10 protein-coding genes are annotated in these 8,583 nt (G+C 68.4%); 7 read left to right on the top strand and 3 right to left on the bottom strand.

What is annotated here, in order from left to right; translation table 11 throughout:
* The 3 genes from AC1D2K_RS23725 to AC1D2K_RS23735 form a co-directional block, all read left to right on the top strand.
* Window positions 1-742 (top strand): DUF3108 domain-containing protein (locus AC1D2K_RS23725; protein ID WP_478091444.1); only part of this gene is annotated, 742 nt, incomplete at its 5' end.
* 112 nt (window positions 743-854) lie between these two features.
* Window positions 855-1,133 carry a BTH_I0359 family protein gene (locus AC1D2K_RS23730; protein ID WP_478091445.1) on the top strand — a complete coding sequence of 93 codons (279 nt, stop codon included), beginning with the start codon at window positions 855-857 and terminating at the stop codon, window positions 1,131-1,133.
* A gap of 29 nt (window positions 1,134-1,162) precedes the next feature.
* Window positions 1,163-2,008, top strand: coding sequence for a ChaN family lipoprotein (locus AC1D2K_RS23735; RefSeq protein ID WP_478091446.1), 846 nt, complete (start codon window positions 1,163-1,165; stop codon window positions 2,006-2,008).
* On the opposite strand, the gene aptA is transcribed toward AC1D2K_RS23735, so the two are convergent.
* On the bottom strand, window positions 1,992-3,329 hold the full coding sequence (aptA, locus tag AC1D2K_RS23740) for an omega-aminotransferase AptA (RefSeq protein WP_478091448.1): 1,338 nt from the start codon (window positions 3,327-3,329) through the stop codon (window positions 1,992-1,994). The two genes, AC1D2K_RS23735 and aptA, sit on opposite strands and share 17 nt — an antisense overlap.
* A 96-nt stretch (window positions 3,330-3,425) precedes the next feature.
* On the opposite strand from aptA, the gene purU reads away from it, so the two are divergent.
* The 4 genes from purU (at window position 3,426) to AC1D2K_RS23760 (ending at window position 5,817) form a co-directional block, all read left to right on the top strand.
* Window positions 3,426-4,271 (top strand): formyltetrahydrofolate deformylase, encoded by an 846-nt coding sequence (gene purU, locus AC1D2K_RS23745; protein ID WP_478091450.1) that lies wholly within the window; start codon window positions 3,426-3,428, stop codon window positions 4,269-4,271.
* 71 nt (window positions 4,272-4,342) lie between these two features.
* Window positions 4,343-4,702, top strand: a complete 360-nt coding sequence (locus AC1D2K_RS23750) for a YgiW/YdeI family stress tolerance OB fold protein (protein WP_478091452.1) — start codon at window positions 4,343-4,345, stop codon at window positions 4,700-4,702.
* Window positions 4,703-4,714: 12 nt separating this feature from the next.
* A complete protein-coding gene (locus AC1D2K_RS23755) occupies window positions 4,715-5,065 on the top strand; it encodes a CidA/LrgA family protein (RefSeq protein ID WP_478091453.1) in 351 nt (116 codons plus the stop codon).
* A 23-nt stretch (window positions 5,066-5,088) separates the two neighbouring features.
* Window positions 5,089-5,817, top strand: coding sequence for an LrgB family protein (locus AC1D2K_RS23760; protein ID WP_478091455.1), 729 nt, complete (start codon window positions 5,089-5,091; stop codon window positions 5,815-5,817).
* Between the two features lie 25 nt (window positions 5,818-5,842).
* Here AC1D2K_RS23760 and AC1D2K_RS23765 read toward each other — a convergent pair whose 3' ends face one another.
* Both AC1D2K_RS23765 and AC1D2K_RS23770 read right to left on the bottom strand, forming a co-directional pair.
* Complete coding sequence (locus AC1D2K_RS23765) at window positions 5,843-6,577, bottom strand: SGNH/GDSL hydrolase family protein (protein WP_478091457.1); 735 nt, start codon at window positions 6,575-6,577, stop codon at window positions 5,843-5,845.
* Between the two features lie 37 nt (window positions 6,578-6,614).
* The coding region (locus AC1D2K_RS23770) for a carboxyl transferase domain-containing protein (RefSeq protein WP_478091458.1) at window positions 6,615-8,583 on the bottom strand (1,969 nt) is incomplete at its 5' end.

Here is an 8,583-nt window from a genome sequence, read left to right on the forward strand (position 1 = left end):
GCCCACATCCGGTGCATCCGGGGCATCCGGTGGAGGCGGAGCAGGCGGCGGCGAGACGGCCGGCACCATCGCCGGCCCGGTGGCGCTGCAGATTTCGGGCTCGGTCCGGCTGGCGTTCGCGGCCACCGCCCAGCAGGGGGCGCAGCCCCTGCAGGGCGTGTTCGGCGAGCTCGTCTGGCTGCAGGACGGCAGCCACTACGACGCGACGCTGTCGTGGACCTTCCTCTTCAAGACCCTGCGCAGCCAGCGCAGCACCGGAAGCATCGGTCCGACCGGCATCGAACCCCTGCGCTTCTCCGACAGGCGCAAGGCCGAAGTCACCTCCCTTTTCGACCGCGACAAGGGGCTGGTCGTGTTCAGCAGCAACGTACCGAGCGAGATGCTCCTGGCCGGTGCGCAGGACCGGCTCAGCGTGGTGCTGCAGCTCGGCGGCCTGCTGGCCGGCGATTCGGCACGCTACCCGCCCGGTGCCGTGATCGCGGTGCAAACGGTCGGACCGCGGGACGCCGAGATCTGGACCTTCAACGTCGAAGGCGAGGAGGCGCTCAGCGTGCCCGCCGGCGATTTCCAGACCCGCAAGCTCACGCGCAACCCACGCAAGCCCTTCGACGACAGGATCGAGCTGTGGCTGGCCCCGGCGCTGGGCTGGCTGCCGGTGCGCATCAAGCAAACCCAGACCAACGGCGACTTCATCGACCTGCAGATGCGAAACCAGGTGCCATTGCGCGCCTCCAATCCCTGAAAAACAGGCAGAAAAAGGCGCCCGCCTACAAAACAACGATGGATATTGAAACTGGCGCGTTGATTGCTATCTAAGCATCATGAATGCCATCGACATCCTGACAGGACCCGCCATGCAAATGCTCTACGACTCCGACTCCTTCGTCGTCGTGCACGTGCAGCCGACCGAAGGCGAGGTGCCCGCGGCGCCCCACCTGCCGGTGCTGGCGCGCCATGGCTTCGAGATCGTCGACAAGCGCTCCGGCAAGGAGGTCTACCTCGACGGCTCCTGGGCGGAACTGTTCCAGCAGCAGATCGCCGCCTGGCAACTCAACACCCCGACCCAGGAAGAGGTCGAGGACACGCTCGAAGGCTACGCCGAGTTGGCGCACACTCCGGTCCTGGTGCACTGAAGGATACCGGCGGCCAGTAGCATCGCGGGATGACGCTTCGACGCCCCCTCGCACCCTCCTCTTCTCTTCGTCATCCGGCTCGTGTGGCGCTGGTCCTCGGCGCCGCCTTGCTGGCGGCCTGCACGACGCCCCGCCCCACCACCGGCACCGGAGAACCGGTCGCCCGCCGCGTGGCGGCGCAGATGCCGGCCGACGCCCTGTTGCTGGGCGAACAGCACGATGCCGCGGAACACCAGCAGATCGAGCGTGAAACCGTCGAGGCCCTGGTGCAAAGCGGCCGATTGGCCGTCGTTGCACTGGAGATGGTCGAAGAAGGCAGCAGCACAAACCAGTTGCCGGCCGATGCAACCGAAATGCAAGTGCAGGCCGCGCTGAGCTGGAACGACAAGGGTTGGCCCTGGACCGCCTACGGTCCGGTGGTGATGGCCGCGGTGCGCGCTGGCGTGCCCGTGATCGGCGCCAACCTGCGGCGCGCCCACATGAAGGATGCGATGGCCGACGTGTCGCTCGATGCCCAGCTGTCGGACGGTGCGCGCACCGCCCAGCAGGAGGCCGTGCGCAGCGGCCACTGCAATCTTCTGCCCGAGTCGCAGATCGTGCCGATGACCCGGATCCAGATCGCCCGCGACCGCGCCATGGCGCAGGCCGTGATCAAGGCGAAGGTGCCGGGCAAGACGGTGCTGCTGGTGAGCGGCGCCGGCCACAGCAACAAGTTGCTCGGCGTTCCCCAGCACCTGCCGACCGACGTCTCGGTCAAGGCGGTGAAGATGCAGGCGGGGGATTCCGACATGGGCCCCGGCGCCTTCGACGCCGTCTGGYTGACCCCCGCGCTGCCCGGGAAGGACTACTGCGCCGGCGTCAAGCGTTCTTCCTGATCGAATCCGCCAGCGTGTTGACCAGCGTGTCGATGTGCGACTTCTCGACGATGTAGGGCGGCGCAATCACCAGCACGTCACCCGCGGGCCGCACCAGCGCGCCCTTGTGATAGCAGTCCAGGAAGATGTCGTAGGCGCGCTTGCCCGGCGCGCCGGCGATCGGCGCCAACTCGACCGCCGCGGCCAGGCCCAGGCTTCGAATACCCACCACGTTGGGCAGGCCCTTGAACGCGCTGTGGAAGGCATCGCCCAGCACCTTGCCCATTTCGCCGGCGCGCGCGAACAGCTGCTCCTTCTCGAACAGCTCCAGCGTCGCGAGGGCGGCCGCGCAGGCCACCGGGTGGCCCGAATAGGTGTAGCCATGGAAGAACTCCACCACGTGCTCGGGCGCCGAGGTCTTCATCATCTCGTCGTAGAGCTTGTCGCGGCAGATCACGCCGCCGAGCGGAATCACGCCGTTGGTCACGCATTTGGCGAAATTCAGCATGTCGGGCACGACGCTGTAGAAGTCCGACGCGAAATTGGTGCCCATGCGTCCGAAGCCCGTGATGACCTCGTCGAAGATCAGCAGGATGCCGTGCTTGTCGCAGATCTCGCGCAGCTTCTGCAGGTAGCCCTTGGGCGGCAGATACCAGCCGGCCGAGCCCGCGACCGGCTCCACGATGATGGCCGCCACGTTGCTCGGGTCGTGCAGCGGCAGGATGCGCTGCTCGAGCTCGGCCAGCGGATCCTCGGCCCAGACCGGCTCCTGGTTGTGGATGTAGGCGTGATTCACCGGGTCGTGGATGAATCGCATGTGGTCCACGCGCGGCAGGAAAGCCGAGCCGAACACCTTGCGGTTGCCCGGAATGCCGCCGACCGACATGCCGCCGAAACCGACCCCGTGGTAGCCCTTCTCGCGGCCGATGAAGACGTTGCGGTGCCCCTCGCCCCGGGCGCGGTGGTAGGCCAGCGCGACCTTCATCGAGGTGTCGGCCGCTTCGCTGCCCGAGTTGCAAAACAGCACCTTGTTGAGGTCGCCCGGCGCCATCGCGGCGATCGTCTCGGCCGCCTTGAAAGCGCGGTCGTTGCTGACCTGGAACGCGGTCGCGTAGTCGAGCGTGTCGAGCTGCTTCTTGATCGCCTCGTTGATCGGCTTGCGGTTGTGGCCTGCGCCCACGCACCACAGCGAGGAGATGCCGTCGATCACCTTGCGGCCGTCGTGGGTGGTGAATTCCATCCCGTCGGCCGCCACGAAGACCCGTGGATCCTTCTTGAACGAACGGTTGGGGGTGAAGGGCAACCACTGGTTGTCCATGCTGAAGTCGTCGTTGAAGGCCATGAAGTCACTCCTGCGAGGTTGGGTCTGGCGGCGGGGAAGTGGGCATTTTGGCACCAGGCGGCCGCGCCGGCGGGCCCTGCGACAATGGCGGGCCTTATGAACCCCGCGTACATCCTCACCCTCTCCTGCCCCGATCGCACCGGCATCGTCCACGCCGTCTCCGGCTTCCTGCTCGAGCGCGGCGGCAACATCGAAGAAGCGGCGCAGTACAACGACCACCACACCGGCCTGTTCTTCATGCGCGTGCGCTTCGCCTGCGAGCAGGGTGAAGCCCAGTTGCGCGAGCAGATCGCCACCCTCGCGGCCGAATTCGGCATGCGCTGGAAGCTGCACGCCGCCGCCGAACCGATGAAGACCGTGATCCTGGTCAGCAAGGAAGGCCACTGCCTCAACGACCTGCTGTTCCGCTGGAAGAGCGGTCTGCTGGCGATCGACGTGCGCGCCATCATCTCGAACCACCGCGAGTTCTACCAGCTGGCCGCGAGCTACAACGTCCCCTTCCACCACATTCCGGTGACCGCCGCGAACAAGGCGCAGGGCGAAGCGAAGCAACTGGAGATCATCGAGGCCGAAGGCGCCGAACTGGTGGTGCTGGCGCGCTACATGCAGATCCTCAGCAACGACCTGTGCGGCAAGCTGGCCGGCCGCGCCATCAACATCCACCACTCGTTCCTGCCGAGCTTCAAGGGCGCCAAGCCCTACTACCAGGCGCACGACCGCGGCGTGAAGCTGATCGGCGCCACCGCCCACTACGTGACCGCCGACCTCGACGAAGGCCCGATCATCGAGCAGGACGTGGAGCGCGCCGACCACACCGACACGGTCGAGGACCTCACGGCCCGCGGCCGCGATACCGAGAGCCAGGTGCTGGCGCGGGCCGTGAAGTGGCACAGCGAGCACCGGGTGCTCCTGAACGGGCACCGCACCGTCGTGTTCCGTTGAAGGCACGAACCGCATTCGTCGTGTCGTACAGTGATGGCGACTCGCACGATCGACAAAAAAAAGGACATCTCATGCGGACCTGGAAACACTACCTTCTCGCGCTGCTGGCCGTCGGCACTGCCGGCATCGCCATGGCCCAGTACGTGGGCCCCTCGGGCACGCAGCTGACCACGGTGGCCACTGTGCTGAAGACCGGCAAGGACGACCAGCAGGTCCTGCTGCAAGGCGTGCTGCTCAAGAAGGTGGGCCATGAGAAGTACGAGTTCAGCGACGGCACCGGCACCATCCGTGTCGAGATCGACGACAAGATCTTCCCGCGCGAAACCATCGACGAGAAGACCCGCGTCGAGCTCCTCGGCGAAGTCGAAAAGGACTTCATGACCTCGCCCCAGGTCGACGTCGACACGATCCGGCGCCTGCCGAGCCAGTAAGCGCCACCCTCGATGAACGGCCTGCGCGGAATGGCCTGGCTGCTGGTATTCCAGTCGGTCGGCGAACTGCTCTCGCGCGGCCTGTCGCTGCCGCTGCCGGGCCCGGTGCTCGGGATGATGCTGATGCTCGCGGGGCTGCGTTTCGCCGCCGTGCGCGAGCCGGTGTCCGAATGCGCCAGCTTCCTGCTGGCGCATCTTTCGCTGCTGTTCGTGCCGGTCGGCGTCGGCGTCATGACGCACCTCGCGCTGCTCGGCCAGTACGGCGGGCGCATGCTGCTGGTGATTGCGCTGTCGACCTGGATCGGCCTCGCGGTCACGGCCCTGGTGCTCTTCTGGCCCGACCGGAAGAACCATCCGCTCTAGGGGCCTGAAAAGGCTCTACTCGCATGCCGCGCTTCGTCGAACTGTGGATCTACCTCTCGGCCACCCCGCTGTTCGGGCTCACGGCCACGTTGGTCGTCTACCTGCTGGCGAACGCGGCCTACACGAGGGCCGGCGGCGCGCCCTGGGCGAACCCGGTGCTGTGGTCGGTCGTCGTGCTCGCCGGCGGCCTGCTCGCCACGCGCGTCGACTACCCGACCTATTTCGCCGGCGCCCAATTCATCCATTTCCTGCTCGGACCGGCCGTGGTGGCGCTGGCCTGGCCGCTGTGGCAGCGGCGCGCCGAACTGCGGGCGCGCTTCGGCCGCCTGCTGCTCGCCGCGCTGCTCGGCGGCGCTGCCGCCGCCGGTTCGGCGGTCGCGCTCGGCTGGGCCGTGGGCCTGCCGCACGACGTCGTGCTGTCGCTCGCGCCCAAGTCGGTGACGGCGCCCGTCGCCATGGGCATCTCCGAGAAGATCGGCGGCATTCCCGCCCTGTCGGCGGTGTTCGCCGTGCTGACCGGCATGATCGGCGCGCTGTCCGCCAAGTACCTCTTCGATGCGCTGCGCATCGGCACCGACGCCACGGGCTTCGCCGCGCGCGGCTTCGGGCTCGGCACCGCGGCGCACGGCATCGGCGCCGCCCGCGCGCTGCATGTCGACGCCGATGCCGGCGCCTATGCGGGGCTCGCACTGGGCATGCAGGTCGTGCTGGCCGCCCTGCTCATGCCCCTGGTCTTCAAGCTCTTCCAATGAAGCGCCTGGCTGCTGGCACCGAGGTCTATTTCAGCAGCAGCCGAAGATCGATCGCGTTGGCCATCGCCGCATAGCCCGCATTTCCCGGATGGAGATGGTCGCCGCTGTCGTTGACCGGATTCAATGCCTGCGGATCGGAGGGGTCGCGCAGCGCCGCGTCGAAATCCACCACCCCGCCGATGTCCTGGCGGCCGCGGATCCAGCGGTTCACGGCTTGCCGACGTGATTCTTTCTCTTTGCTCCAGTACGCCGAGCCCTTGAAGGGCGGCAGCGTGCCCAGCAGCGTCTTGACCCCGCGCGCGCGCGCCTGCTCGATCAAGTACTGAAGGCCGGCGGCGATCTGATCCGCAGCGGGCTGGCCGCGGATCGGCCCGGTGGCGCCTTCCGGCATGCTGAAGCCGATGTCGTTGATGCCGAGCAGGATCACGACATGGGTCACGCCGCGCTGCGCCAGCACATCGCGCTCGAACCGGGCGATGCCCTTGGGTCCGACCCCGTCGGCCAGCAGGCGGTTGCCCGAGATGCCGGCATTGATCACCGCGACGGGTGCGGCGCCGCCGGGCTTCGCGCGCAGCCTGGCGGCCAGCCGCTCGGGGTAGCGGACCGGGCGCCCTTGCTCCTCGACGACCCCCGCGCCCTCGGTGATCGAATCGCCAAAGGCCACCACCACGCCGGCATCGGCCGGTCGCGCCGGCACCTGGGCACCGATCAGCAGGGCGCCCAGCAGCAGCGTCGGCAGGCATCGAGAAAGCGGCTTCATGCGAAGCGCACAGTCTACGAAAAACCGGGTCCGGCTTTCACCAGGTGTCGACGTAGGCCGTGGCCGACGGCCGCACCGCGGACGCGGAGGCGAGCCCACGCACCAGCCAGGCGCGGGTGTCGGCCGGATCGATGACCGCGTCGATCTCGAGCGTCTGCGCCATGTGGATCGCCTCGCCGTTCGCGTACTGCTGTGCGACCAGCTTCTTGAACAGCGCATCGCGCTCGGCGCCCACCGCCGCCGCTTCGAGTTCCTTGCGGAAGCCGAGCCGCACGGCGCCTTCAAGCCCCATCGCACCGAATTCGCCGGTGGGCCAGGCGACCGTGAACACCGGGGCGTCGAAGCCGCCGGCGGTCATGGCCTGCGCGCCCAGGCCGTAGCCCTTGCGCAGCACCACCGCGAAGTACGGCACGCGCAGGTGCGAGGCCACCATGAACATGCGGCAGACGTGGCGCACCTGCGCCTGCGCCTCGATCTCGGGGCCGACCATGAAGCCCGGCGTGTCGCACAGCGCCACCAGCGGGAGGCCGTGCGCATTACACAGCTGCATGAAGCGCGCGGCCTTGTCGGCGGCCTCGACGTCGATCGCGCCGCCGAGGTGGTGCGGGTTGTTCGCCAGCAAGCCGACCGGCTTGCCCTCGATGCGCGCCAGCGCCGTGACGATGCCGGCGCCGAAACCGGCGCGCAGCTCGAGCATCGAGCCGGTGTCGGCGACGCCGCGCATCGCGGCGCGCACGTCGTAGACGCGCAGCCGGTTCTCGGGGATCGCCTGCCGCAGCGCGCGCGGGTCGGCGCATTGCCAATCGCTCGTCGGCCCCTGGAAGTACGAAAGGTACTGTTTCGCCGCGGCGACCGCATGGGCCTCGTCCTTGACCAGGATGTCGATCACGCCATTGCGCGACTGCACGCTGCTGGGCCCGATCTGCTCGGGCGCGAAGGTGCCGAGGCCGCCGCCCTCGATCATGGCCGGGCCGCTCATGCCGATGTTGCTCGCCTCGGTGGCGATGATCACGTCGGCACAGCCGAGCAGCGCGGCGTTGCCCGCGAAGCAGCGGCCGTGCACGATGCCCACCACCGGCACCTTGCCCGACAGCGCGGCGAACTGGCTGAAGGTGTGGTTGTTCAGGCCCGCGACGATCGGCATGTCGGTGTCGCCGGGCCGCCCGCCGCCGCCTTCGGCGAACAGCACCACCGGCAGTTGCAGCTGGTGCGCGATGCCGAGCATGCGGTCGGTCTTGTGGTGGTTGCGCATGCCCTGCGTACCCGCCAGCACGGTGTAGTCGTAGGACATGACCACGCAGCGCGACTTCTCGGGCCCGAACTGCTTCGCGTTGATGCTGCCGATGCCGGTCACCATGCCGTCGGCCGGCGTGTTGGCGATCAGGTCCTCGAGCGTGCGGCGACGGGTCTGGGCGGCGATCGCGAGCGCGCCGTACTCGGTGAAGTTGCCCGGGTCGTCGGCCGAGTCGCAAAGATCGGCGATGTTGGCGCGCGCGGTACGGCCGCCCTGCGCGTGGCGCTTGGCCACCGCAGCGGCGCGGTTGGCATCGAGGGTCGGCGCATGGCGGTCGATCACTTTCTGCAGGTCGGGTCGGATCTCGTCGAGATGGCGCTCGGCATGCGCCTCGGCTTCGACCGCCTGCCCGTCCATCTCTTCGAGCCTGACCAGCGACTGGCCTTCGACCAGGTAGTCGCCCGCCGCCGCCAGCAGCGCGACGACGCGGCCGGCCGTGGGCGCATGCAGCAGATGCTCCATCTTCATGGCTTCGAGCACACCGAGCTGTGCGCCCGCCGGCACCACGTCGCCCACATCGACCTCGAACTGCACCAGCCTGGCGGGCATCGGCGCCTTCACCACGAGGCCGTCTTCCTCGTCCTGCGGCAATGCTGCCGCCTCGCGAGGGGCGGCCGCAGGCCGCGCCGTCTTCGCGACCGTCGCGTCGATGTGCGCGGCGGCGGCGAGCAGATCGCCCAGGTGGGCCTCGACGAAGCGCGTGTGCACCGCC

The organism is Variovorax sp. P1_H12_2 (assembly GCF_056405335.1).

Bases quoted from the DNA above. Each gene is read 5' to 3' on its own strand.
- AC1D2K_RS23730 (WP_478091445.1), top strand. From the start codon at position 855: ATGCAAATGCTCTACGACTCCGACTCCTTCGTCGTCGTGCACGTGCAG.
- aptA (WP_478091448.1), bottom strand. From the start codon at position 3,329: ATGGCCTTCAACGACGACTTCAGCATGGACAACCAGTGGTTGCCCTTC.
- purU (WP_478091450.1), top strand. From the start codon at position 3,426: ATGAACCCCGCGTACATCCTCACCCTCTCCTGCCCCGATCGCACCGGC.
- AC1D2K_RS23750 (WP_478091452.1), top strand. From the start codon at position 4,343: ATGCGGACCTGGAAACACTACCTTCTCGCGCTGCTGGCCGTCGGCACT.
- AC1D2K_RS23755 (WP_478091453.1), top strand. From the start codon at position 4,715: ATGAACGGCCTGCGCGGAATGGCCTGGCTGCTGGTATTCCAGTCGGTC.
- AC1D2K_RS23760 (WP_478091455.1), top strand. From the start codon at position 5,089: ATGCCGCGCTTCGTCGAACTGTGGATCTACCTCTCGGCCACCCCGCTG.
- AC1D2K_RS23765 (WP_478091457.1), bottom strand. From the start codon at position 6,577: ATGAAGCCGCTTTCTCGATGCCTGCCGACGCTGCTGCTGGGCGCCCTG.